Below are 22,627 nucleotides of genomic sequence, written 5' to 3' on the forward strand. Positions count from 1 at the left end.
GAATTGTTCGACATCCTAACGCATTCACGAGGGAGAACACAGATGTTCCAGCCGCTTCTTGAAGCCGGGCTGCGCCAGACAATGCAGCGCTTGGTCCGCCCGATGCTCTCGAATGCTGTACCCCTGAAACTACAACGCCAGCTGATTCGCCAGGCCTACCGGTCGTCCGTACCGCCGCGCAGCGCCCGGTTTGTCCGGGACGATCTGGGCGATGTTCCCGTGGTGCGAACCACGGCAACAGCAACGCCATCCGGAACGATCCTCTACCTCCACGGCGGCGGCTACATCATTGGCTCCGCCAGCACCCATCGGGGTATCACCGGGCACCTGGCCAAGCTGTCCGGGTGCGAAGTGATTACCCCCGATTACCGACTGGCTCCGGAACATCCGTTCCCGGCGGCGCTGGATGATGCCGAATCCGTTTACCTGGCGCTGATCAACCAGGGGCTGTCGGCCAATAGCCTTGCCTTGGCCGGTGATTCGGCCGGCGGCGGGTTATCCATCGCTCTGGCGATGAAATTGCGTGACCACAAACACCCGCTGCCCTCCTCAATCACCTGTTTCTCGCCTTGGGTTGATCTCAGCCAGGGCGCGCTCTATCAGCCGGAACGCGAGCCGGTGTTACAGGAAAGCTGGACCGCCAACGCCGCCCGAATGTACGCCGGCGACACACCGCTGACCACGCCACTGGTATCGCCGGTGTATGGCCAGTTGGATAACTTGCCGCCGTTACTGATCCAGGTTGGCAGCGAGGAAATCCTGCTGAACGATGCTACCCGGCTGGCAGATGTCGCCAAGCGAGATGGCGTAGCAACCCGTCTGGAGATCTACAATAACCTGTGGCACGTGTTTCAGGTCCATTGCGGCCAACTGGACCGCGCCACCGAGGCCGTGCAGGTTGCCGCCGACCATGTCAGGACCCATCTGGCAAGCTGAGAGCACCTCTGATAAGCGCTTCTTTACGGGCTTTGGACCAGCGTTTGACCTGCCATTCCAGTTGCGAGGCCCGGCTACGGTTGCCGACCGATGCCTGGAATGCCAGAGTCAAAGGCCCTTTGCCCCGCAGGCTGCGGGCCCCTTTGGGGGCCCCGGCCTGATGCTCTGATAAGCGGCGTTCCACGTCTGTGGTAATGCCGGTATACAGGCTGCCGGTTCTGGTGCGAACCAGATAGAGGTACCAGCCCTCATCCATGGTCGAGCCCCCGCTGTCGAACCCGAACCTTCTGCTGCTGCAACCACAACCCGGCCATGATCAGCGTCAGCCCGACGTAGGTAGACGGCATGATGGTTTCGCCGAGGATGAAGTAGATAAATACCAATGACAGAAACGGTGAGATGAAGATCAGGTTGCTGACCTTCGCCGTGTTCTCAGCCTTTTTCATAGCCTGGGACCAGAGCACAAAGGCAATTCCCATCTCGAATACACCAACATAAACCGCCGCTGTCAGGGACCCGCCCAGTGGCAAGTCGAGCCCCACCGTGTACCAGCACGCCAGGGTTATGAACGGCAAGCCGAACAGGAAATTCAGAAACAGGCCAACCACCGGATCACGGGTGTCGCGAGTGGCAATAATCCAGTAGCTGGCCCACACCAGGGTGCTACCCAACGCGAAGGCGACGCCCAGCGGGTCTGAAAAGCTGAGGCTGGTGACCGCGCCCCGGGTAGCAATGACCACCACGCCGGCATAACAAACCAGACCAGCAAGGATGTCGATGCGGCGCAGTTTTTGGCCCAGAAAGGGCACCGAAAGATAAGCAAGCACCAGCGCCCAGGTGTAGTTGAGCGGCTGCGCCTCCTGGGCGGGCAGGCGGTCAAAGGCGCCGAACAGGAGGAAATAGTACAGGCACGGATTGATCAACCCCATCCCGATGGACTGAAGGTACTGCCGGCGGGATAGCCCAAACACCAGACGCCAACGGCCCTGGGCCATCAGGATTCCACCCATGACCAATACTGAAGCGGCGCAAGCCACCAGCAACATCTGCACCGGAGCCAGCTCGGCCAGGGCCAGTTTGAAGGCGGTTGCCACAGTTGACCAAAGCAGCACTGTCGCCAGACCATAGAGCATGGCCTGTTTCTGATTAGTCATTGGCCGACCCTGTTTCCGTCTCCAGCCAACGGTAGAGTGTGCGGCGGTTGATACCGAGAATCTGTGCCGCCCGGCGTTTATTGCCATCCACCGCCGCCATCACCCGGCGCACATAGTCCTGCTGTAAGGCCTCCAGCGTTGGCCACTCTGACAGATTGACCGAACCCGGTGCCGCCAAAGGCTGGGGAGAGACCCCCTGACGCTTTCGGATGCGCTCCGGCAAATGCTCCGGTTGAATGGTATCGCCCTCGCAGAAGGTAACCGCCCGCTCAACGGCACTGGACAACTCCCGAACGTTACCAGGGAACGGATAGTCCCGAAGCACTCGAAGGGTCACATCACTGAGTTTGATAAACCCCCGGTTGTGGCGGCGGCAGGCTTCCTTGAGGAAATGCATGGCCAGCAATTCAACATCCTCACCCCGTTCCCGAAGTGGCGGAATACCGAGAGACAGGGTTTCCAGGCGATAGTACAGATCCTCCCGGAACTCCCCCTGCTCCACCGCCTTCATAAGATCAACGTGGGTGGCGGCGAGAATCCGCACATCCACGGTTTCCTCATGATCAGAGCCGACCGGCTTGATGGAGCCTTCCTGAAGCACCCGTAGCAGCTTGGCCTGCAGAGCCAGGGGCATCTCACCAATCTCGTCCAGCAACAAGGTGCCACCACTGGCTTCCGCAAACAGCCCCTTGCGCCCCTGTCTGGCGCCGGTAAAGGCGCCGGCTTCATGGCCAAAGAATTCACTTTCCATCAGGTCCGGCGGAATGCCCGCACAGTTTACGGCCAGGAACGCCTGCCCGGCCCGATCACTCTGCTGGTGCACTGCCCGGGCCACCAGCTCCTTGCCGGTCCCGCTTTCACCGTTGATCAGAACCGCCGCCTGGCTACGGGCCACCTGCCGGATTTCGGTGCGCAAGCGCGCCATGGCCGGACTGTCGCCCACCAGGCCCAGGTTATTTCCACCATTCTGACTGGCCTGAATCTCCGCCAACTGCCGGTTGATGTCCGCCTGGGCCAACAGCCGCTTTATCTTGAGCCTCAGGTGGTCCGTCGAAAGTGGCTTGGTCAGAAAATCATCGGCACCGGCTTTCAGTGCATCCACCGCCTGATCGACCGTGCCAAAGGCGGTAATCACGATAAAGGGAATGCCCGGATGCTCTGCCTGCTGAAACGACAGCACCTGCAGGCCGTCGCCATCCGGCAGTCGCAGGTCCGAGACGATCAGGCTTGGCCGTTGTTCCCGCAGCTGCTGCCGGGCCTCATCAACGGTCCCGGCCCGGAGCATGGTGTAACCGTCCATCTCCAGCTCTTCGGCCAGCAACTGGCCCAGGCTCTGGTCATCCTCAACCAGTAGTATGGTTGCTACCGAATCACTCATACGCCGGTCTCCCTGGGAAAATACAGACTCATTCGACACCCGCCCAGGCTACTCTCCTCCACACCCACACGACCTCCATGTTCCTTTATGACGCTGTTCACAACGGCCAGCCCCAGGCCGGTGCCCTCGCCGGCGGGACGGGTACTGTAGAAGGGCTCGAAGATCTTGTCCCTATCCTCAGGCGCAATACCCGGCCCGTCATCCTCTATCCGGATTTCCCAGCAATCATCGGACTGATGGGCCGTTACCCTTAGCCGGCTGCGGGCAGACTGGCAGCCATTACGGATAACATTCAGGCAGGCGAGGCCAACCCGTAGCGGCTCAGCCCGGGTGGGCATGGATTGATCAATGCCTTGGGTCTCAAGCTGACAACGACTGCACCGTTCGTCTTCGGATGCGCGGGCCAGAACGTCTCGCAGAACATCAGACAGGTCCAGTGGTCGCCTGGAGTCTGGCACGTGCCGGAAACAGTCCAGTAATTGCTGAATGATGGTGGTCATCCGCTGCACCTGGTGCTCAATATCCTTAAGGTGCCGCTGTTGATCGTCCGGCAGCCCCGCCCTGGCGAGTATCCGGGCACGGCCCTGAATCACATTCAGCGGCGCCCCCAACTCATGGGCAACCCCGCCGGCGACGCGGCCAATCATGGCCACCTTCTCCTGGTACTCCAGTTGTTCGGCCAGCGCTCTTTCCCGGGCAATCCGGTCTTCGATCTCGGCCTCGGCATCGCCCATGCGCCGGCCCATATCCCGAATACCCCGATGAATCTGTCGCAACTCCCGAGGGCCGGCCGCAGGGGTCGCCAGAAGCCAACGGCCAGGCGCCAGTTTATCCATGTTCTCCATCAATCCATTCACGTGGCGCCCCACAGTACGGTAATGCCCCAGCACCACCACCAGGATGATGGTCATAGCCAGCACAGACCAGATACCCACCGCCCACCAGCGGCTGGAGGCCACCAGGTCGTGGAAGTCACTGCGCTGCCTGGTCACCTGTAGCAGCCCCTGAATGCGGCCGTCTTCGCCGACCAGTGGCGTGAACTGCGAAAACACCGATTCGCCATCAACCCGCCGGAAAGCACCGCCCAGCTCGCCACTGGCGATCACCCGCTCGGCACTCACGCTGTTGGTGACGTCAGAATCCGCCACCCCAAGGCTCGCCACCCGGTTACCTTCTTCATCAAACACGGACGCCCCGGAAATGCGGCCAATCTGGAAGATGGATTTGAGGGATTCCCCAAGCACCAGTTCGTCTTTCTCCACAAGGGCATTGGACAGCGGGCCGCTGACCGCCCTGGCAACCAGCTCGAGGTCTTCACGAAGGCGCTCATTCAATGCTTTTTCGACCGCGCCCAGGCCGATGTATATCGCAATACCGCTGAACATCAGCAGCGGAACCACGATGCTCAGAACCAGCGTCAACTGCAGCGAACGAAACAGGTCACCAATTCGGCGGCCAAGGGAAGCCATGAGCGATTCCTATGTAGAAGTGTCACAGCATTTGTGCCACATGTGGCATTTCGCCACAACCTGGATTACCCGAACGTAATGCTGGGATAAACTCAAGCTGCTGTTTTTATTGACTTTATATTTATTTTCGAAAGTTGGCACAGCACTTGTTAAGTCTATTGTGTGTTTCACAAACCGGCAGAACTTCTCAAATTTCTGCCAAACCTCAAGGAGCTTGTTTATGAATAAACTGCTGATTTCCATTACCGCTTCCCTGGCCATGCTCGCGGCTGCACCTGCCATTGCCCAGCAAGATGCTCAGCAAGGCGCTGAATACGCAGACCCAGCGGCCCAGAATGCTCAGGATGCCAACTACAGCGATTCCGAGCTGCAGCAGTTCGTGGAAGCGCAATCCGGCGTAATGGAAGTTCGTGAGGACTACATTGCCAAGATTGAAGCGGCCGATTCCCAGCAAGAGGCCCAGGAACTGCAAATGGAAGCCAACGACAAGATGGTGGGCGTGATCGAGGAAGTCGGCATGGATATTCCGACCTATAACGCCATCGCAACGGCTTACAGCAGCAACCCGGAAGTACGTAACCGCGTTGACTCAATGATGTAAACGAACCCTGCAAACCGGTTCGTCCTTCAGCCCCGCCCCAGGCGGGGCTTTTTATTTCCTGCCCGGTGATATTGCCCCCCTCCGGATCTGCCTCCTGAGCTATCTTGTGGTACCTTTTCCGTCAGGAGAAACCGACAGCTTTTCATCTTTCCGGACCGGAGTCCGCCCGCTATGATCAAAAACCACGTCCGCCACTGGCTGGCACTGGCCGCCTGCACCGCGATGCTTTCCGGATGTTCCGACGACCCGTCACCCGGCGACCAAAGCAGCCAGCAAACCATCTCGGAGAAATATCCGATTACCTGGCGCTTTGCCCTGGAGGAAATCGAGGGGAGCGTGCAGCATCAGTACGCGGAGACGTTCCGGGCTTACATTGAGGAACTTTCCGACGGCCGCATTGAAGTGGATGTTTTTCCCTATGGTTCTCTGGGAACATCCACCCAGCTCACCGAGCTGGCCCGCAATGGCTCGGTGAACCTGGCCTTTGCCTCACCCGGCCACCTGGCCGACACGGTTCCGGAATCTGGCATTTTCAACCTGCACTTTCTTATGCCCGAGCAACCGAAAGCCGCGCGGCAGTTGCTGGAAGATCCGGAGTTGATCTCACAGTTCCAGCAGCCCTACCAGCAAACCGGCCTGCAATTACTGGGCTTTATTTCGGAAGGCTGGATGACCTGGACCGCCAATCAGCCCCTGCGCTCGCCAGACGACTTCCAGGGCCTGCGCATCCGTACGATGACGTCAAACATGGCTGCCGAGGCTTACCGTGCGTACGGGGCGGAGCCGGTTCAGACGCCCTATTCCCAAGTCTACAGTGACCTTCAGCTACGCAAGATCGACGGCCAGACCAACCCGGTGTTTGCCATTGAGGAAATGGACTTCCACGAGGTGCAGACCACCCTCACCATGGCACAGGCGTCCTATTTTGTCGCCTCGATCGTGTCTAATCAGCAGTGGTACAACAACCTGCCCGAACAGGAACGCACCTGGCTGAACGAGGCGGTGCGCGATCTGGCGGAGTTCGCCTGGGACAGCCAGGAAGCCCTTAATCAGCAGCGACTGGAGCGCATGGTGGAAACCGGCGGAATTCAGGTAATCCGGCTTAACCAGGAGGAGCGGGAACGATTCCGGCAAGCCAGCCTGCCGGTACGGGACAAATACCTTGAACAGACCGGTGAAACCGGCCGGGCCCTGCTGGAATTTGTGGACGAATGGACGCAGCCCTAGGCTGCGTCTGTCACCCGCTTTGATACCATCCGAACGCCTTCCCGGGCACAGACATCGGCCGCCCTTGCGGTCAGGTCCGAGATAAACCGGCTCTGCTCCCTGGGCTCCAATGGGTAGGCCTTGAGGCGATAGCGCATGGCGTCGTCAGTGGCGGAAACGGTCACAATCACCGGCTGATAGGTTTTGGTCAACGGGCAGGTAAACACCACGTCCCGAAACAGCTGCTGCATCCGCGCCACGTTGTGGTTTGGGTCCAGGTGCAGCTCGGCCACACACATCAGGTTGTCGGTGCCGTCATTGCCGTTCGCCAGCAGCGTATTCCACAACAGGCTGTGGGGAATCACGATCACGGTGTCATCCAGGGTGACAATCTCCGCTGCCCGAGTACCGATCGACCTCACCTCACCGTACCGACCGTTCACCTCAATCCAGTCCCCCGGGCGATAAGGCATCTCATAGAGGGTCACAATGCCCGCGATCAGACTGTTGGCGTAATCCTTGAAGGCAAACCCCAGCGCTAGGCCCAGGGCCCCGAAAATTGCCACCATGTTCTCAAAAGACGGCTCCACCAGGATGGGCACCACCGTCACAATGGTCAGCACAATAATCAGTAACCGCAGAAGCGGTACTGACGCCAGCAGGTAAAGCCTGAGTTTGCCCCCGAGCTTCCCCGCGAGGGCCGGAAGCAGCTTCTGCACCAGCATGATCACTAAAGATGCCAGTATCACCACCATCAATGCATTCAGCAACGCGTCAGTAGTGATCGAAGCAAATGTCTCCTTGAAACCGAAATCGCCCATCCAGATCTCCTAGAAACCATCCACGGGATAGCCCCGGGCCTGAAGGTTCTTGCGAACGGCGGAGTACCCCAGTGGGGTGACCCGATACACATCCGATTCAGGTGCTCGGCCAACCAGCTCGGACCGGATTAGCCGGTCCAGAGTCAAGGCAATATCCTGTTTCTGTAGCCCGGTCACCAATGCCACCTGCTCGGTATCAAGGCCGTCGTGCAACAACAAAGCATGCAGAATGTGGCTCGGCTGTCGCCCGGCACTCGCAGGCACCGAGGGCAGGCTGATCTGATCCAGCGGAGCAACCCAGCACCGACGCCCGGCCAGCCGGACAACTTCCTTGCCCGAGTCTTCATCGTCTTTCTCGGGCCGGGCCCGCAAGGTACGTTGCCAGATAGCGAGCGCAACACCCCGGTTGCCCCGGGCAAGGGTTGCCAGGTCCTGGTTAAAGCTGCTGTATTTCAGGTCAGAGTCCTGCCCGGGTGCCGGCAGAACATACAACCCATCGCGGGTCATTCTGGCAGTAACCTGCTGCTCTCCCTGGCCGGACGCCAGGTAATCCAGCCACCGGGTCAATTGCTCACCAGTCAGCGGCGCCAGGGTGTAAGGTGCCAGGCTGAGCTCCGGTGAATACTGGCGCCAGAACTGCCAGCACCAGCTGGAACAGCCAACCATGCCATTACCGGCATGGTCCAGCGCGATGCGAGCGAAGAGTTCCCGAAGCAGATTCAGCCCGCCCGGATGCCTGAGCCAGAAATCCGCAAGTTCCGGAATCACCCAGTCGCCGCCGGACAGTTGTTCGTCCCACCAGGCGCCAGCGTCCTGCTCTGTCATCAACAGGTTATCCGGAGGTGTCAGCACTCTCCGGGACAGGCAGCGCAGGGCTTCCTTCACCCCGGAAAACGGAGGCGCCACCACAAAGTTCACCTCACGATGGCAGGCTCCGTCACGGTGTAGCTGATCGAACTGGTCCACCAATACCTGCGCCAGCAATGCGGCATCCGGTTCCGGTGCAAATTCCTTCAGCCGATCCCCAGACAGCATCGGCAGATCATCCAGGCTCTGGAATGCCTGCTCCTCCGGACTGATACCGGCTCTCAACTGGTCAAGAATGTCCCGAAAGGCGCCGCGGATGGTTTTCTGAACCGAGGTCTCAGGGGTTTTCCATTGGTCCAGCGCAATCAGTCCGCCAGGCAGATACGGGTGGTCTTCTACAACGTCATTCGCCAATGCGATACTCCCGCCAGATTATTCCGGAACCAGCCAGCTCAGGGACTGAGATAAGCCAAGCCCTGCGTCGCCCTGCACATCATCCATCATAGCCATGAAGCGTTGTTCAAAGCCCCAGGGCGGATTCACCACCAACAAACCTGAACCGACCATGCCGCGCTCCGGCGGTTGATCCAGCCGCACCTCATGGCGCAGGATCTTGCGCAAGTCGCCTTTTTCCAGCTCGCTGATCAGGCGCCGCTCCAATCCGCTGGTGAGGATGGGATACCAGATAAGATAGACCCCGTGACGGCATTTTTTCCATGCCTTGTGCAAAGTATCCGAAACCTGCTGGTAATCGTCTTTGATCTCATAGGAGGGATCTATCAGGGTCAGCAGTCTTGGCTGGGGCGGAGGCAACTGTCGGACCAGTCCTGCCAGTCCATCCTGCTGCAGCACCCGGACACCGGCATCACGGGCCCAGATTTCCAGGGCTCGCCCCTCGGACGGGTGCAGCTCAAAGGCCGTCACGGAATCACCAGGGCGGGCAAATTCCGCAAACCAGGCGGGAGAACCGGGATAATGGGCCAGGGTTTCACCAGCACCATTATGACCTGCCAACACCTCCAGCATCGGGCGCCAGTCCGTTGACGCCAGCCTCTGGCGCATGGCCCACAATCGCTGGATACCGCTGTCGGCCTCCGCCGTTTTCCTGGCCCGGTCGCTGGCCAGATCGTATATGGCACTGCCGGCGTGGGTATCAAAACAGGCAATCGGGGTCTTTTTCGCCTGCATCATGGCCAGCGCAAGCGTGAGGGCAGCGTGTTTTTGCACATCGGCGAAGTTGCCAGCGTGAAAGGCGTGAAGGTAACTCAGCATATCGGGCTCCTGATCTCAGGCGCCCATTAAGCATCACCTGCCGGGCCCAGGCAACCCTGCTGGAAGCCCGCAGCGTGGCACTTGCACCCTCCAAGCCGGTGATCAGGCACCCGGCAACCTGCTATGCTTGCGCTCTTGTGAAATAAGGAGAACAACCTTGCCTGGCCAGAGTAACGCCCCCGTTGACCAGCTGTATGCCCTCATCGCTAACGAAGAAGACGCCAGGGTCTGCAAAGACATTCCCGAAGAAGCTTGCCGGGAGGTGCCCAGGAATTTCTTTCTGATTCTTGCGGCCAATGTTTTGACCAAGCTCGGCGACCTTTTGATCAGCCCGAAAACCGTTCTGGCGTGGATGATGAGCGCCGTCGGCGCCCCTGCCCTGGTGGCCTGGCTGGTGCCGATACGGGAATCCGGTTCCATGGTGCCTCAAATGGTGATTGCCGCCTGGGTTCGGCGCAAGGCGGTGCGCAAGTGGTTCTGGACACTGGGTAGCTTCGGGCAGTCAGTCAGCGTGGTTGGTATGGCCGCCAGCGTCTGGTTTCTGGAAGGTTATGCTGCCGGCCTGGGCATCATTGCAGGGTTAGTGGTGTTTTCCCTGGCCCGGGGCTTTTGCTCGGTGGCCATGAAAGACGTTCAGGGCAAGTGCATCCCGAAAACCCGTCGGGGCCGGTTGTCTGGCCTTGCCACCACCATTGGCGGCTCCCTGACGGTCGCCATGACCGCTCTGCTGTTCTGGGATCGTGGCGATCCAACCCTCGGGTTCTACAGCCTGCTTCTGCTGCTCGCAGCCGCGCTGTGGATCATCGCCGGTGTTCTGTTCGCCAGTGTGGAAGAATTCCCCGGTGAAACCGGCGGCGGCAACAATGCCATGACCGAAGCCATTCAGAGTTTGTCGCTGCTGAGAGACGATGCGCCCTTTCGCCACTTCGTGGTAACCCGTGCCCTGCTGCTATGCTCGGCCTTGGCGTCGCCCTATTTCGTAGTGCTGGCGCAGAAGCAATCGGATGTCGGCTGGATGCTTGGGGTGTTTCTGTTGGCCAGTAGCTTGGCCAGCTCGGTCAGTGCCAGTTTCTGGGGCTGGGCGGCAGATACCTCAAGCCGGCGGGTCATCATACGGGGCGCAGCCATGGCCAGCGCCGTCTGCCTGTTGGTGGGCTTCAGTGCCTTGATCTTCGGACCGGGTGTAGGTGGTGCCTGGTTCTACCCCGCCGCATTCTTTGTTCTGAGCATCGCCCATGCCGGTGTGCGCCTGGGGCGTAAAACCTACCTGGTGGATATGGCCGGAGGCAACAAACGCACAGATTATACCGCCGTCAGCAATACGGTGATCGGGGTTCTGCTGCTGGTAACCGGGGGGCTTACCGCCGCGCTGTCGCTGATTTCAGACATCGCGGTGATTATCGTGCTGGGGCTGATGGGCTTTACCGGAATGGTCAGCGCCCTGCGCCTGAAAGAGGTCACCGAAGACTGAGCGTCCCGTTACTGGGGTGCCTTGCCGTCGTTCAGCGCCAGGGCGCCTTTAACGATGCGATAAATCACCCAGATGGCCATCCCCAGAAGGATAAACCAGCCAATAATAACCATCAGGGTAAGGGTGCCGATGACCAGCCACAGCAGGCCAATCCAGAAGGTGCGGATCTGCCAGCGGAAATGGGGCTCAATCCAGGTGCCACGCACCTCATCCATCTTGACGTAGTTGATGATCACCCCGACCAGCGCAGTGATCCCGCCAAGAAAGAATGCCAGTCCCTGCAGAATATAGACAATAATCGCCAGGTTGCGGGCCGCATCCGTACCCTGCGGTTTGTTCTGATCCGATTCAGCGGGAATAAACTCAGGCTCAGCCACGGGCAACTCCTTTCAACCAAACCCGCAGCATAGCAGCGAACCTCAGTGCCCGGAAGGCCGGTAACCTATCCGGAAACCACCCCAGTGCTTGCCGTTGACATAGATGGGCACCGACAGGTCATGCATGATCTCACCGGTATCGCGCCGGTAGGTTTGCAACAGCATGTCCTGAGTGTGACTGCCGCAACGAATACCGGTGCGATCATTGAACAGTCGCTTGCTCCGGCTTTTCACCAGATCCACTTCGGGGTTACCGGTGGGCGGGTGGGCAAAATCCCGATTGTGGGTTGGCACGTAGCCATCCGGGGCGCAGGCAATGGAGAAGACGATGGCATCGTGGGAATTCTTGATGCTCTCCTGCACCGCTGGCAGCACCTGGTCAGTGAAACGGTCGAAGGCGCTGCTGTATTGCTGGGGGTTGGTGTTCGGGATCGGCTCTCGCTTCTTCTCGAATAGGGCCGATTCGCTCAGTTTGCCCTGCTGAATGGCCTGCTCAAAAAGCTCACCGATCTGGGCGGCTCCCGCACGCGCCTGATCAAAGAACGATCGGTGGTAACTTTGACTACTGTTCAACGCGAACGCGGCATTGGCGTTTTCCGCCAGTTCCATCAGGGTGGCCGCCTGGCCCGCCAGAGAAGCCACACTACTGTCACTTTCAGCAATATGATCTCGCACCGATTCAATGACAGAGAACACCTGTTCCAGACTCTGCTCATTGGCCTGGTCAATCTCTGCAATACGGGCAACCTGCTGCTGCACCCGGTCGGATTGGTCGCGAATCAGATCCAGCTGCGCGCCAACGCTTTCAACGGATGTCAGCCCCTGCTCCACGGAGCGGGCCAGGTCCTCAATTCGGGCAACGATCAGGGAAGTATCGCCCTGGATTTCTTCCAGGGTTTCCGCCACTTCGCTGGTCGCTTGTGCAGTGCGCCCCGCCAGCTGTCGAACCTCATCCGCCACCACCGCAAAGCCCCGGCCCTGATCACCGGCCCGCGCTGCTTCGATAGCGGCGTTCAGGGCCAGCAGGTTGGTCTGCTCAGCAATGCCCTGGATGGTAGAGGTAACGCCCTGGATCTTGGTGGACTTTTCGTTCAGAGCCTGAATCAGGCTGAGATTCTCGCCCGACTGCTGATGCACAATCCGGACACTTTCAATAGCGGAAACCAGCGCCTGGCGCCCCTCAACGCTGACTTCCCGGTTCTGCAACGCCATGGTGGCGGCGTTGGTGGCCTGCTCGGACGACTCACGAACAGACTCGGTTATCTTGCCGGCGTAATCGGCCATCTGGGCGGTTTCTTCCACCTGCCGGTCGAGGCGTTTTTTCACCTGATCCGCCGCGTAGGACACTTCGGCGGCGGAAATGGCGTTCTTGTCGGCACTGTCAGACAGGGTTTCCACCAGCGCCTTGCCGGCACGGGCGTCCTCCAGCAACTGCTGGCATTGGGCTCTCAGGGGGTGGCCTTCCGCAAGCGAGCCATCGTTCAGGCCGGCAATGCCTTTCTCGATCGGCTCCAGTACCCGCACAATCAGATAACCGGCGGCCACCACCAGACCAAGCACCAGGCCAATCAACATCGAGGCCGCATCCAGCCCTAACAACGGTGCCACCCACAGACAGGCAATGCCGAGCGCAACAGCAATGCCCACCCCCCAAATAATTGCAGCGCGATCGAGTAAGCCCATGGTGCCCTCTTCTTTATCATTGCGTACGCAAACATTTTGTTATTTAAGGCCAGCGTTGAGAGTAAAGAAATGATTCAGGTTAATAACTGCTACTTTAGTGGATTCTGGATGCCACTATCTAACCATTGTACCGTTTATCGGCGGTTCCAAGGATCTCTGAAGGTTGCAACAAAAAATGCATCATTCGGTCACGTAACAGACACCACCCTGTCACTCAACAACTTTTAAATAACTCCCACAACACTAACCAATGTGATGGGAGACCTCCATGTTCAGGAAAAAGCAAACACTCGTAGTTGATAACAGCGGTATCGATCCAGTAACCAACTTCAGTAACAATGAAAGCTTCCAATCCGTGCTTTCATCTCGCATGGAGCGCCGCACGGTTCTGAAAGGTGCAATGGGCGCATCACTGGTAGGTTTCTTCGGATTATCAGTGGCCGGATGTAACAGCAGCTCCTCCGACAATAGCGACACGACGACTCCCGACGGCGTGGGAACCCCTCAGGTCAGCTTTAAGGCTATTCCCATCTCAAGAGAAGACTCCATAGTTGTTCCAGAGGGCTACAACGCCCAGGCACTGGCCCCCTGGGGGACACCGCTGACCGGCAGCTATCCAGACTATCGCGCTGACGGAACCAACTCGGGGTCGGATCAAGAGCAGCAGGTTGGCTCGCACCACGATGGCATGCACTTCTACCCGATCGACGTCAAAGAAGGCGGCAGCAGCTCCGAGGAAGGACTGCTGGTGATGAACCATGAGTACGTGGATGTTCCCGTCCTCCATGCGAACGGCCCCAGTCTGAACGACGGCCAACGTCCAGCCGATGAAGTTCGGAAGGAAATTGCTGCCCACGGCATTTCAGTCGCCCATATTCGAAAAGACGAAAATGGCGTTTGGGACATCGTCCACGGCAGCCCATACAACCGCAGAGTAACAGCCGGCACGCCAATGGATATCGCAGGGCCCGTTCGCGGTACCGACCTGGTTGTATCCCGCTACAGCACCGATGGGACGCGTACTCGCGGCACGATCAATAACTGTGCTCACGGCGTAACACCCTGGAATACCTATCTGACCTGCGAAGAGAACTGGGCGGGTTATTTCGTCAATAAAGGCGAACGCAACAAAGAACAGCTTCGGTACGGAGTTAGTACCAATAATGGACGGTATTCGTGGGAACTGGCAGACGATGGCGCTGACGAGTACATTCGCTTTGATGTCACAGCCAGTGATGGATCTGCAAAAGACGACTATCGCAACGAAGCCAACACGTTTGGCTGGATTGTAGAAATTGATCCGTTCAATCCCGAAAGTGTTCCCCAGAAGCGCACTGCGCTGGGCCGATTTGCCCACGAAGGCATCGTTTTCCAAGAGCCGATTGAAGGCGAACCACTGGTTGCCTATTCCGGCGATGACGCCCGCTTTGAATATATCTATAAGTTTGTATCCAAGCAGCCGTACTACGCTTCCTCCGCAGGTGGTTACCTGCTGAACGAAGGCACGCTCTATGCGGCCAAGTTCAATGATGATGGATCGGGTGAATGGCTGCCACTGTCAATAGACGACGATGCTTTTTTCGCCAGAATGACAGCGGCCGTAGGGACCACGGTTGGCAACATCACCTTTGAAGAAGCCTTTGCTACCCAAGCCGAGCTGTTGATGAACTCACGCTTGGCAGCCGATATCGCCGGCGCAACAAAAATGGACCGTCCGGAGTGGGGAGCAGTTCATCCGAAAAATCGCGACGTCTACTTTGCGTTGACCAACAACACCAGTAGAGCCGAAGAAGACACCAACAACTCGAATCCGCGCGCAAACAGCATTTCCGGCCACATTATTCGGTGGACTGAAGCAAACGGAAATCCTGTCTCTGAGACGTTCAGCTGGGATATCTTTGTTATGGCCGGCAACGCCGAGGGAATGACCAGCGACGGCTTTGAAAAAGAAGTTGGTCAGAACCTGATTACTGGCGAAGCACTGACTGAGGATTCTACCTTCGCGGCACCTGACGGCCTCTGGTTTGACCCCAACGGTACCCTGTGGATCCAGACTGATATGAGTGGTTCCCTTCTGCGAGGGGAAGGCAATGCTGGCGACTTTGGCAACAACATGATGCTGGCGGCAAACCCGGAAACCGGCGAAATCAAACGATTCCTCGTTGGCCCCACTCAGTGCGAAGTCACTGGCGTTGTGACCACTCCGGATGGCAAAACCATGTTTGTGAACATTCAGCACCCAGGTGACACATCGACGCCAGGTAACTTCACTAGTAACTGGCCAGATGGTGGTACTAACCGCCCACGCTCAGCAACTGTTGTAATTACAAAAGAAGACGGCGGCCTTATCGGCAGCTGATTGATCTGAAATATACAAAAGGCGCTCCCCGGAGCGCCTTTTGTCGTTTCATTCAGAGCACAATAAACATTCGGGCAATTGCCGTCATCCCTGGGCTTTTACTGCACCATCTCGTCATAACCCTCTTCCATGGCATCACCGGCTTCATCGGCTGCTTCGCCCATTTCTTCACCGGCTTCTTCGGCGCCTTCCTTCATCTCGCCCCAGGCACTTTCATCCTGACCCGTGGCGTTTTCCCAGGATTCCTCGGCAGCGTCGGTGGCATCATCCATCATCTCGCCGGCGTTCTCGCCCGCTCGCTCAAAATCCGCACCTTCGTCGCTTTCAGAACTGCAGGCTGCCAGACCAAAAGTTGCAACCAAAGCCAGTGCGCTCAGTGTGAGCTTGTTCATAACATATCCCTCTGTTGATACATGTTTACGACACCAACAGAGTAGGGCCGATGCCCTTTAGATAGCAATTACCTGCCGATTACTCTTTGGTTAACCGCTGGCCGTCCACCATGATGACATGCTCCACGCCGACCACTTTACCTTTCCCCAATACCAGAAAGTCATGACCGGCGCGGCTCAGGAGGTCGCGGATAACTTCATGCACCACGCATATCTGCCCTGCCGGGTCCCGATACACGATCTCGGCCAGTTGCCGTGACCGCACGTACTCGCGAAGCCTTTCCTGAACGCTCCAGGAGATGATCGCAGGAGAAGGATTTGAGGCACTCATAGTTTCTTCCCTGTTGTTCTTGTTTTGAGAAAGTCTGGACCAGAAGCGCAAGTCTTGCCACTTCCAATGAAAGACCGCCTGAGCCATCCGAGGCTCCGCCCGGTGTTGACCCCTCAAGCATTGTCATTCGGGGCCAAGGTCTCCATCGACCACAAACGACTGTTGAATTGCAAGATTGTCCGACATAAATTGATAAAACAATAACCCAAGAACACCCACGGAGAGTCAGACATGAACGCCAAAGTGAAAGGTGCCCCGGATTCCCAATCAGTCGAAACTACCTGGAAGGACCCGAAACGATACATGTGGCTGCTCGGGCCCGCGCTTCCCGGCATCGGCCTGGCGGCGTTAACTGGCTATGCCCTGGCCCCGAAAAAACTCAAGGCCCTGGCCTGGACTGGTCCGGCCCTGGTGCATGGCATCATTCCCGCACTGGATCGCGCCATTGGTGAGGACAAGAGCAACCCGCCCGAATCAGCAGTGAAGTCTCTGGAGCAGGACAAGTACTACGACCGCATTGTGAAGGCGTTTATACCCACCCAGTACGCCATGACCTTCATGGGCGCCTGGCTTGCCAGCCGCAAGAAAACGCCCCTTGAAGACAAGATCGGCCTGACCCTGACCGTGGGTGCCATTAACGGTGTAGGCATCAATACCGCCCACGAACTGGGCCACAAGTCCAACAAGCTGAATAAACTGATGGCCATGGCGGCACTGGCGCCCACCGGCTACACCCATTTCGTGGTTGAGCACAATTTCGGGCACCACAAGCGAGTAGCCACCCCGGAAGACCCGGCCAGCAGCCGGATGGGCGAGAGTTTCTGGAAATTCCTGCCGCGCACGGTGTTTGGCGGCATGAAGTCAGCCGTCAAGATCGAGAAGGCGCGGCTTGAGCGGAAGGGCAAAAGCTTCTGGAGCCTGGACAATGAGTTGCTGCAGGGCTGGGCCATGAGTGCCGGGTTCTTTGGTGCGACTACGCTGATCTGTGGCCCGAGGGCGGTGCCCTTCCTGGCGGCGCAGGCGGTGTACGGTGCGAGCCTGCTGGAGAGTGTGAATTACATTGAACACTATGGCCTGCTGCGCCAGAAAGACGAAAACGGAAAGTACCAGCGGACTCAGCCGGAACATAGCTGGAACAGTAACCATGTGGTGACCAACCTGTTCCTGTATCAGCTGCAGCGGCATTCAGACCATCACGCTCACCCGACCCGGAGTTATCAGGCGTTGAGGCATTTTGAGAAGGCGCCGCAGTTGCCGGGTGGCTATGCATCAATGTTGTTGCCGGCTTACCTGCCCCAGTGGTGGTACGAGACCATGGACAAGCGGGTGATTGACCACTATGAGGGGGATCTGACGAAGATCAACTGGGATCCGGATCGTAAGGAGGAGTTGATGGCCAAGTATGCGGATTATGCTGCGGAAGTGGCGGCGGAGGCTGCGGCTCGGCGGGCTGACTCTGCTTCTGAGTCTGAGGCTGCCTGATTTCGTGGTTTGATTGCCGGTCCCAGCCTGTTGGTTGGGTGCCGGCTGCGGGTTGGGGCCACCCTTCCGGGAGACGCCGTGAACCCATCCATGGGGGCTTGAGCGCAGCATCCCTGCTGCGCACACTCCCGGAAGGGTGGCCCCAACCCGCCGCTTTCGCTTCCGTGGGATAGTCGCTGATCCGACGGTTCGCTACGGACGAGATTTTGAATGACGGGCCAATCCAGCTATTTACCTTTGAACACCGCTTCCCTTCTTTCCAGGAATGACTGGATTCCTTCCTTGACATCTTCACTGGCCATGACCGGGCGCAGCTCCGGGAACAGACGTTCCTTGGCCACTTCCTGGCCTTCGGACACGGCAATCTTGGACGATTTCAGGCTGCCCTGAACGCCCAAAGGTGCGGCCTTGGCGATCTTTTCGGCGATTTCCATGGCTTTATCGAACTGTTCACCGGGTTCGACCAGTTCCTGGATCAGGCCCCATTGGTAGGCCTGTTCAGCGGTCCATTCGTCGCCGGTGAGCAGGTAGCGCTGGGCGTTGCCCCAGCCGATTTCACGCTGCAGGCGGATGGTGGCGCCGCCGCAGGCGAAGATGCCGCGTTTGACTTCCAGCTGGGCGAAGCGAGTGCCTTTGGCGGCTACTCGGATGTCGGTGTTGAGCATCATTTCGACGCCGCAGGTGAAGCAGATGCCTTGGGCGGCGAAGACGACGGGTTTGGTGAGGCTATCGCCGGTAATGTCGAACGGGTCGAGTTCGCCTTCGCCGGGTTCGATGCCTTTGCCGTTAGCGAACACGCCGGCCCAGTCGTCCAGTTGCAGGCCGCTGGTGAAGTGGTCACCTTCGGCGTACATGACAGCGACGCGGAGTTCCGGGTCATTCTGGAGCTGGTAATAGGCCGCGGCGATTTCGTGGTACATGGCCCGGTTCATGGCGTTCATTTTTTCCGGGCGGTTCAGGCCTATTTTCAGGATGTGGCCTTGTTTTTCTATGTTTACGAGTGACATTGGCGTTTTCCTCTGCTTTGGGCGCCTAGCCTGTTTGTTTGGGTGCTCGCACGATCAACGGGTAGAGCTTTCCGGGACACGCTGTGAATACGTCCCTGTACGCTTGACTGCAGCATCCCTGCTGCAGACAGTCCCGGAAAGCTCTACCCGTCGCTCGTGCCTCAAACTTGGCAGTAATGCTTAAATATTAAGTGCTGCTTTCGGTCAGTTTTTGATGACTTAATTCCTACGTCTGCAGAGCCTGCGAAATGCACCAGTGCTCGGGCGCGTTCGGCCGGTGGGCCTTTCCGGGACCGTTGAGGGCCATGGACGGCCCGAAACGAGCCTACAGGGACGTACTCGTGGGCGTGTCCCGGAAAGGCCCACCGGCCGAACGTGCTTACCACCAAAACAGGCAGGCTACGAACAGGACCAAGACTCCAGAACTAGAACCAGTCGGCCTTCATATTCAGACACGTATCATCCTGATTGCGCAGCAACACCAGATCCTGGGCCACGGTGGGCAGCTCCCAGTGGAAGAAGTACTGGGCGGCCTGGAGTTTGCCCTGGTAGAAGTTGCGTTCGCTGTCGCTATTAGCAGAGGCCAGAGCTTTCGCTGCCGCATTAGCCTGACGCAACCACATCCAGGCGACGATGATGTGGCCGAAAAGGTGCAGGTAGCAGCTGGCGTTGGCCAGGGTTTTGTCTACCTCACCACCCATCAGGGATTTGCCCAGACTCTGGGTGACTTTCACCGCCTGCTGCAACGTCTCACTCAAAGACAAAGCCCACTGCTGGCAACGATCGGTGGTGGCCGCTTGCAGGTCGGTCTGCATTTCCTGCATCAGCAGTTGCAGGCCGTGACTCTGGTCTTGCCAGATCTTGCGGCCCAGCAGGTCCAGGGCCTGGATGCCGTTGGTGCCTTCGTGGATCGGGTTCAGGCGGTTGTCGCGCCAGCATTGTTCCACCGGGTATTCACGGGTGTAGCCGGCGCCGCCGTATACCTGGATCGCCAGGTCGTTGGCCTTCGGGCCGTACTCAGAAGGCCAGGCTTTGATCACCGGGGTGAGCAGGTCCAGCAGCTTGCCGGCTTCCATTCGTTTCTGCTCATCCGGGTGGGTGTGCTGGTCGTCCATCAGGCGAGCACCATACAGGCACAGCGCCAGGCCGCCTTCGCTGTAGGCTTTCTGGGCCAACAGCATGCGGCGTACGTCGGCGTGGTCGATGATGGGCACCTGCGGGCTTTCGGGGTTCTTTTCGCTGGCTTTGCGGCCCTGCAGGCGGTCTTTGGCGTATTCCAGGCTGTGCATGTAACCCCGGTAGCCGATCACGGCAGCGCCAAAGCCAACGCCAATGCGGGCTTCGTTCATCATCTGGAACATGTATTTCAGGCCCTGATGGGGTTCGCCCACCAGATAACCGTGGCAAGGGGCGTCGTCGCCGAAGCTGAGAGCGGTGCTGGTGGTGCCGCGATAACCCAGCTTGTGAATCAGGCCGGCGAGGCTGACACCGTTGCGTTCGCCCGGGTTGCCGTTTTCGTCGACGTGGAATTTCGGGACGATAAACAGGGAGATGCCTTTCACACCGGCCGGGGCGCCTTTGATTTTCGCCAGCACCATGTGAACGATGTTTTCGGTGATGCTCTGTTCACCGCCGGAGATGTAGATCTTGGCGCCTTTGATCAGGTAGTGGCCGTCGTCGGTGGGCGTGGCGGAGGTGCGGATGTCCGCCAGGCTGGAGCCGGCGTGGGGCTCGGTCAGGGCCATGGTGCCGCTGTAGCGGCCACTGAGCATGTTGGGCAGGAATTTTTCCTTCTGCTCGTCGTTGCCAAATACGCGGATAAGGTTGGCGGCGGCGGTGGTCAGGAATGGGTAGCCGGCGGTGCCTGGGTTGGCAGCGGTGAAGAAGCCGTTGCAGGCGGCCATGACGGATTCCGGCAGTTGCATGCCGCCGAGGTCGTAGTCGTAGCGGCCGGCGAGGAAGCCGGCTTCGGCGTAGGCGTCGAAGGCCTGTTTGACGTCGGGGAGCATCTCGACCTGGCCGTTGACGAATCTGGGCTCGTCTTTGTCAGCAGCGCTGTTGTGGTTGGCGAATTTTTCTTTCGCCATTTTGTCGGCGGTTTCGATGACGGCGTCGAAGGTGTCTTTGCTGTGTTCGCTGAAACGCTCACGTTCGGTGAGGGCTTCGGTGTTCATCACTTCGTAGAGCTGGAATGCCAGGTCGCGGCGATCGATCAGGGTGTCGGTCATTCTTGGTCTCCTGTTTATTGCCTCTAGCGTCTCACAGTCTCGGCGGTTGTTGGAATTGTCATTTCTGACTTATTCTTGGTTAAAATCGCCAACCTTTGCTGGTGATTGACGCCCGACAGGAGGTGGCGAGACGGCCTCTGGCATGGGTACCCCCTTCCGGGAGACGCCGTGAACCCGTCCGTGGGGGCTTGAGCGCAGCTTCCCTGCTGCGCACACTCCCGGAAGGGGGTACCCATGCCAGTGGCCTGACTGGGAGGCTGCCGTCATGCCCGTCTGTACGACTCCACTACTCACCGAATAGGGAATGTCCCATTGAAAACCGTCACTATCATCGGCTTCAACGGGGCGCTTGCAAGCGCCATCACCGGGATCATCGACTTGTTCCGCCTTGCCGGGGTCACCTGGGCGCGGATTCACGGAGAGCAACCCCACGCGCTCTTCAACACCCGGCTGCTGACGGAGAGCGGGGAGCCCTGTCGGTGTATTAATGGTGTGACGTTGCTTGCAGATGGGTCGTGGCAGGAGGTGGATGGGCTTGGACTTGATGATTTGCTGATCATTCCGACCATCGGTGCACCAATTGATGAAATTCTGGCCGGCAATCAGGCACTGGTTAAATGGCTAACGCAGTTTCGGGCGGTGCCGGAAGGTCAGGTTCGGGTGGCGAGTAATTGTACCGGGGCGTTTTTGTTGGCGGCCGCAGGCTTGCTGGATGGACGGGAGGCGACGACCCATTGGGGGTTCGGGGATCAGTTCCGGCGGCGGTTTCCGGAGGTGAAGTTGCACCCGGAGAAGCTGGTGACGGTGGACGGGCCTGTCGCCTGTGCCGGGGGCGGTATGGCCTGGTGGGATTTGGGGGTGTATCTGGTGGAACGTCTGGCGGGAGCGCAGGTGGCTCGGGAGTTGGCGAAGGCGTTTGTGATTGATGCCGGGCGTACCAGCCAGGCGCCTTACAGTGTGTTGCAGGCCAAGCGGTATCATTCTGATTTGGCAGTGCTTCGGGTACAGGATTGGCTGGAGGCGCATTTTCGGGAGCCGGTGTCTTTGGCGGCTCTGGCCGATGCCGAGGGAATGTCGGAGCGGTCGCTGTTACGGCGCTTTCAGCAGGCGACGGGGGATGCTCCCTCGACCTATCTGCAACTGCTCAGGGTGGAGGAGGCTCGTCGACAGTTGGAGTCTTCACGTCTCGGGCTGGAGGCGATTACCCGGGCCGTGGGGTATGAGGATGTCAGTTCGTTCAGCCGGCTATTTCGCAAGCATACAGGGCTTGCTCCGGGGGCCTATCGGGCAAAATTCAGCCGTTAGTCGGAGCATTCCGGGTTGGATTGCGTCTTTGGTAGTATTCGGCTGGCCCGGGTTATGCATCAGAATAAGTGAGTAGGCGGTTTTTTGCCGTTTTACGTAAATAATTCTGACATAGCCAACCCCTGCGGGGAGGTCGTTCACATGAACACGTCACTGAAGCAAAGCCAGGCCGATATTCTCAGCCGTCTCTACGACATGAAGCGCAAGCAGGTAGAGCACGCCCTGCAGCAGGGTAACAGCCTTCGCTGCCAGGTACTGCAAGCCGAGGCAGAGGCCATCTCCAACGCCCTGAAATCCATTCGGTAGCCCTCTTTACTCCAGACGACTACCAAATGCCATTTATGGTCA

At 58.6% G+C, this 22,627-nt stretch carries 21 protein-coding genes; 8 read left to right on the top strand and 13 right to left on the bottom strand.

Translation table 11 applies throughout. The features are described from left to right. The first annotated feature begins 42 nt into the window (after positions 1–42). Entirely contained in the window at positions 43–936 is an 894-nt protein-coding gene (locus tag ACNSOI_RS13860) for an alpha/beta hydrolase (RefSeq protein WP_420194304.1), read from the top strand. Here ACNSOI_RS13860 and ACNSOI_RS13865 read toward each other — a convergent pair. Genes ACNSOI_RS13865 through ACNSOI_RS13880 form a run of 4 tightly spaced genes read right to left on the bottom strand, consistent with a single transcriptional unit; the run spans position 914 to position 4,937 of the window. Beyond that, the gene (locus tag ACNSOI_RS13865; protein WP_106694958.1) at positions 914–1,192 is read right to left on the bottom strand and encodes a GIY-YIG nuclease family protein; all 279 of its coding nucleotides are present in this window, start codon (positions 1,190–1,192) and stop codon (positions 914–916) included. The genes ACNSOI_RS13860 and ACNSOI_RS13865 overlap by 23 nt on opposite strands. After that, a complete protein-coding gene (locus tag ACNSOI_RS13870; protein ID WP_106694957.1) occupies positions 1,185–2,090 on the bottom strand; it encodes a DMT family transporter in 906 nt (301 codons plus the stop codon). The genes ACNSOI_RS13865 and ACNSOI_RS13870 overlap by 8 nt, the downstream gene beginning before the upstream one ends. After that, on the bottom strand, positions 2,083–3,468 hold the full coding sequence (locus tag ACNSOI_RS13875) for a sigma-54-dependent transcriptional regulator (protein WP_286251138.1): 1,386 nt from the start codon (positions 3,466–3,468) through the stop codon (positions 2,083–2,085). The genes ACNSOI_RS13870 and ACNSOI_RS13875 overlap by 8 nt, the downstream gene beginning before the upstream one ends. After that, a complete protein-coding gene (locus ACNSOI_RS13880; RefSeq protein ID WP_061331627.1) occupies positions 3,465–4,937 on the bottom strand; it encodes an ATP-binding protein in 1,473 nt (490 codons plus the stop codon). Before ACNSOI_RS13880 ends, ACNSOI_RS13875 begins: the two co-directional genes overlap by 4 nt. 220 nt (positions 4,938–5,157) lie before the next feature. Between ACNSOI_RS13880 and ACNSOI_RS13885 the strand changes: the two genes are divergently transcribed. After that, positions 5,158–5,538, top strand: a complete 381-nt coding sequence (locus tag ACNSOI_RS13885; protein WP_058092126.1) for a DUF4168 domain-containing protein — start codon at positions 5,158–5,160, stop codon at positions 5,536–5,538. Between the two features lie 171 nt (positions 5,539–5,709). Further along, positions 5,710–6,765, top strand: coding sequence for a TRAP transporter substrate-binding protein DctP (gene dctP, locus ACNSOI_RS13890; protein WP_420194305.1), 1,056 nt, complete (start codon positions 5,710–5,712; stop codon positions 6,763–6,765). On the opposite strand, the gene ACNSOI_RS13895 is transcribed toward dctP, so the two are convergent. From ACNSOI_RS13895 to ACNSOI_RS13905, 3 genes are read right to left on the bottom strand one after another with little or no spacing between them, the layout of a single operon-like run. Beyond that, on the bottom strand, positions 6,762–7,565 hold the full coding sequence (locus tag ACNSOI_RS13895) for a mechanosensitive ion channel family protein (protein ID WP_106694953.1): 804 nt from the start codon (positions 7,563–7,565) through the stop codon (positions 6,762–6,764). The genes dctP and ACNSOI_RS13895 overlap by 4 nt on opposite strands. A 9-nt stretch (positions 7,566–7,574) precedes the next feature. Continuing rightward, entirely contained in the window at positions 7,575–8,786 is a 1,212-nt protein-coding gene (locus tag ACNSOI_RS13900) for a hypothetical protein (RefSeq protein ID WP_420194306.1), read from the bottom strand. Positions 8,787–8,804: 18 nt separating this feature from the next. Beyond that, on the bottom strand, positions 8,805–9,644 hold the full coding sequence (locus ACNSOI_RS13905; protein ID WP_420194307.1) for a 23S rRNA (adenine(2030)-N(6))-methyltransferase RlmJ: 840 nt from the start codon (positions 9,642–9,644) through the stop codon (positions 8,805–8,807). 157 nt (positions 9,645–9,801) lie between these two features. Here ACNSOI_RS13905 and ACNSOI_RS13910 point away from each other — a divergent pair, with 157 nt between their 5' ends. Further along, positions 9,802–11,115: an MFS transporter gene (locus tag ACNSOI_RS13910; RefSeq protein WP_420194308.1), complete on the top strand. Its 1,314-nt coding sequence runs from the start codon at positions 9,802–9,804 to the stop codon at positions 11,113–11,115. Positions 11,116–11,123: 8 nt separating this feature from the next. Here ACNSOI_RS13910 and ACNSOI_RS13915 read toward each other — a convergent pair whose 3' ends face one another. Together ACNSOI_RS13915 and ACNSOI_RS13920 are read right to left on the bottom strand one after the other, a co-directional pair. Next, positions 11,124–11,492: a DUF4870 family protein gene (locus tag ACNSOI_RS13915; protein WP_420194309.1), complete on the bottom strand. Its 369-nt coding sequence runs from the start codon at positions 11,490–11,492 to the stop codon at positions 11,124–11,126. A gap of 42 nt (positions 11,493–11,534) precedes the next feature. Continuing rightward, positions 11,535–13,175 carry a methyl-accepting chemotaxis protein gene (locus ACNSOI_RS13920; RefSeq protein WP_061331635.1) on the bottom strand — a complete coding sequence of 547 codons (1,641 nt, stop codon included), beginning with the start codon at positions 13,173–13,175 and terminating at the stop codon, positions 11,535–11,537. Positions 13,176–13,443: 268 nt separating this feature from the next. Between ACNSOI_RS13920 and ACNSOI_RS13925 the strand changes: the two genes are divergently transcribed. Next, positions 13,444–15,534 (top strand): PhoX family protein, encoded by a 2,091-nt coding sequence (locus ACNSOI_RS13925; protein WP_286251161.1) that lies wholly within the window; start codon positions 13,444–13,446, stop codon positions 15,532–15,534. 98 nt (positions 15,535–15,632) lie between these two features. On the opposite strand, the gene ACNSOI_RS13930 is transcribed toward ACNSOI_RS13925, so the two are convergent. Continuing rightward, the gene (locus ACNSOI_RS13930) at positions 15,633–15,926 is read right to left on the bottom strand and encodes a hypothetical protein (RefSeq protein ID WP_061333913.1); all 294 of its coding nucleotides are present in this window, start codon (positions 15,924–15,926) and stop codon (positions 15,633–15,635) included. Between the two features lie 79 nt (positions 15,927–16,005). Beyond that, the gene (locus ACNSOI_RS13935) at positions 16,006–16,257 is read right to left on the bottom strand and encodes a hypothetical protein (RefSeq protein WP_058092140.1); all 252 of its coding nucleotides are present in this window, start codon (positions 16,255–16,257) and stop codon (positions 16,006–16,008) included. 231 nt (positions 16,258–16,488) lie between these two features. Between ACNSOI_RS13935 and ACNSOI_RS13940 the strand changes: the two genes are divergently transcribed. Next, positions 16,489–17,739, top strand: coding sequence for an alkane 1-monooxygenase (locus tag ACNSOI_RS13940; protein ID WP_420194310.1), 1,251 nt, complete (start codon positions 16,489–16,491; stop codon positions 17,737–17,739). Positions 17,740–17,966: 227 nt separating this feature from the next. On the opposite strand, the gene ACNSOI_RS13945 is transcribed toward ACNSOI_RS13940, so the two are convergent. After that, positions 17,967–18,746: a crotonase/enoyl-CoA hydratase family protein gene (locus ACNSOI_RS13945; protein ID WP_420194311.1), complete on the bottom strand. Its 780-nt coding sequence runs from the start codon at positions 18,744–18,746 to the stop codon at positions 17,967–17,969. Positions 18,747–19,171: 425 nt separating this feature from the next. After that, complete coding sequence (locus ACNSOI_RS13950) at positions 19,172–20,974, bottom strand: acyl-CoA dehydrogenase (RefSeq protein WP_072676625.1); 1,803 nt, start codon at positions 20,972–20,974, stop codon at positions 19,172–19,174. A 312-nt stretch (positions 20,975–21,286) separates the two neighbouring features. Here ACNSOI_RS13950 and ACNSOI_RS13955 point away from each other — a divergent pair, with 312 nt between their 5' ends. Both ACNSOI_RS13955 and ACNSOI_RS13960 read left to right on the top strand, forming a co-directional pair. Continuing rightward, positions 21,287–22,279 (top strand): GlxA family transcriptional regulator, encoded by a 993-nt coding sequence (locus tag ACNSOI_RS13955; RefSeq protein ID WP_286251169.1) that lies wholly within the window; start codon positions 21,287–21,289, stop codon positions 22,277–22,279. A gap of 141 nt (positions 22,280–22,420) precedes the next feature. Continuing rightward, positions 22,421–22,585: a hypothetical protein gene (locus tag ACNSOI_RS13960; protein WP_167392899.1), complete on the top strand. Its 165-nt coding sequence runs from the start codon at positions 22,421–22,423 to the stop codon at positions 22,583–22,585. The last annotated feature ends 42 nt before the right edge of the window (positions 22,586–22,627 follow it).

The organism is Marinobacter sp. GH_1, from assembly GCF_048595985.1.
Taxonomy (GTDB): Bacteria; Pseudomonadota; Gammaproteobacteria; order Pseudomonadales; family Oleiphilaceae; genus Marinobacter; species Marinobacter shengliensis.

What these genes read in the sequence shown, in the direction of transcription:
- ACNSOI_RS13950 (WP_072676625.1), bottom strand. Translation starts at nt 20,974, where the DNA reads ATGACCGACACCCTGATCGATCGCCGCGACCTGGCATTCCAGCTCTAC.
- ACNSOI_RS13895 (WP_106694953.1), bottom strand. Translation starts at nt 7,565, where the DNA reads ATGGGCGATTTCGGTTTCAAGGAGACATTTGCTTCGATCACTACTGAC.
- ACNSOI_RS13935 (WP_058092140.1), bottom strand. Translation starts at nt 16,257, where the DNA reads ATGAGTGCCTCAAATCCTTCTCCTGCGATCATCTCCTGGAGCGTTCAG.
- ACNSOI_RS13860 (WP_420194304.1), top strand. Translation starts at nt 43, where the DNA reads ATGTTCCAGCCGCTTCTTGAAGCCGGGCTGCGCCAGACAATGCAGCGC.
- ACNSOI_RS13930 (WP_061333913.1), bottom strand. Translation starts at nt 15,926, where the DNA reads ATGAACAAGCTCACACTGAGCGCACTGGCTTTGGTTGCAACTTTTGGT.
- ACNSOI_RS13925 (WP_286251161.1), top strand. Translation starts at nt 13,444, where the DNA reads ATGTTCAGGAAAAAGCAAACACTCGTAGTTGATAACAGCGGTATCGAT.
- ACNSOI_RS13905 (WP_420194307.1), bottom strand. Translation starts at nt 9,644, where the DNA reads ATGCTGAGTTACCTTCACGCCTTTCACGCTGGCAACTTCGCCGATGTG.
- ACNSOI_RS13880 (WP_061331627.1), bottom strand. Translation starts at nt 4,937, where the DNA reads ATGGCTTCCCTTGGCCGCCGAATTGGTGACCTGTTTCGTTCGCTGCAG.
- ACNSOI_RS13875 (WP_286251138.1), bottom strand. Translation starts at nt 3,468, where the DNA reads ATGAGTGATTCGGTAGCAACCATACTACTGGTTGAGGATGACCAGAGC.
- dctP (WP_420194305.1), top strand. Translation starts at nt 5,710, where the DNA reads ATGATCAAAAACCACGTCCGCCACTGGCTGGCACTGGCCGCCTGCACC.
- ACNSOI_RS13940 (WP_420194310.1), top strand. Translation starts at nt 16,489, where the DNA reads ATGAACGCCAAAGTGAAAGGTGCCCCGGATTCCCAATCAGTCGAAACT.
- ACNSOI_RS13865 (WP_106694958.1), bottom strand. Translation starts at nt 1,192, where the DNA reads ATGGATGAGGGCTGGTACCTCTATCTGGTTCGCACCAGAACCGGCAGC.
- ACNSOI_RS13945 (WP_420194311.1), bottom strand. Translation starts at nt 18,746, where the DNA reads ATGTCACTCGTAAACATAGAAAAACAAGGCCACATCCTGAAAATAGGC.
- ACNSOI_RS13960 (WP_167392899.1), top strand. Translation starts at nt 22,421, where the DNA reads ATGAACACGTCACTGAAGCAAAGCCAGGCCGATATTCTCAGCCGTCTC.
- ACNSOI_RS13885 (WP_058092126.1), top strand. Translation starts at nt 5,158, where the DNA reads ATGAATAAACTGCTGATTTCCATTACCGCTTCCCTGGCCATGCTCGCG.
- ACNSOI_RS13870 (WP_106694957.1), bottom strand. Translation starts at nt 2,090, where the DNA reads ATGACTAATCAGAAACAGGCCATGCTCTATGGTCTGGCGACAGTGCTG.
- ACNSOI_RS13920 (WP_061331635.1), bottom strand. Translation starts at nt 13,175, where the DNA reads ATGGGCTTACTCGATCGCGCTGCAATTATTTGGGGGGTGGGCATTGCT.